This is a genomic window from Nocardiopsis sp. MG754419 (assembly GCF_018207095.1).
Classification (GTDB): domain Bacteria; phylum Actinomycetota; class Actinomycetes; order Streptosporangiales; family Streptosporangiaceae; genus Nocardiopsis.
In genome coordinates this window covers 1-329 of the sequence record NZ_QOCZ01000428.1, presented here as the reverse complement: position 1 = coordinate 329, position 329 = coordinate 1, and the positions used below count along the sequence as shown (strand labels likewise).

Genomic DNA, 329 nt, shown 5'->3' with positions numbered 1-329 from the left:
TCTTCGAGGTGGTCGGCAGGTCCGCGACCGCACGGACGGCGTACGACATGACGCGGCGCGGCGGCACGCTGGTCGTCGTGGGCGCGGGCGCCATGGACGACTTCCTCCAGTTCAACATGTTCGAGCTGTTCTTCGACGAGAAGCGCATCCTGCCGTCGATGTACGGCGGCGGGGACGTGGTGCGGTCGTACGAGCGGACGATCGCGCTGTGGCGCGCCGGGCGCATCGACCTCTCAGGCCTGATCACCCACCGGGTGCCGCTGGCCGACGTCAACGAGGCGCTGCACCAGATGCGGACGGGCACGGCGCTGCGGACGTGCGTAGAGATC

1 protein-coding gene is annotated in these 329 nt (G+C 69.3%); it reads left to right on the top strand.

From position 1 onward, the window contains the following. Positions 1-8: 8 nt before the first annotated feature. A partial coding sequence (locus DSY14_RS28410; protein ID WP_307851367.1) for a zinc-binding dehydrogenase occupies positions 9-329 on the top strand: 321 nt, incomplete at its 3' end.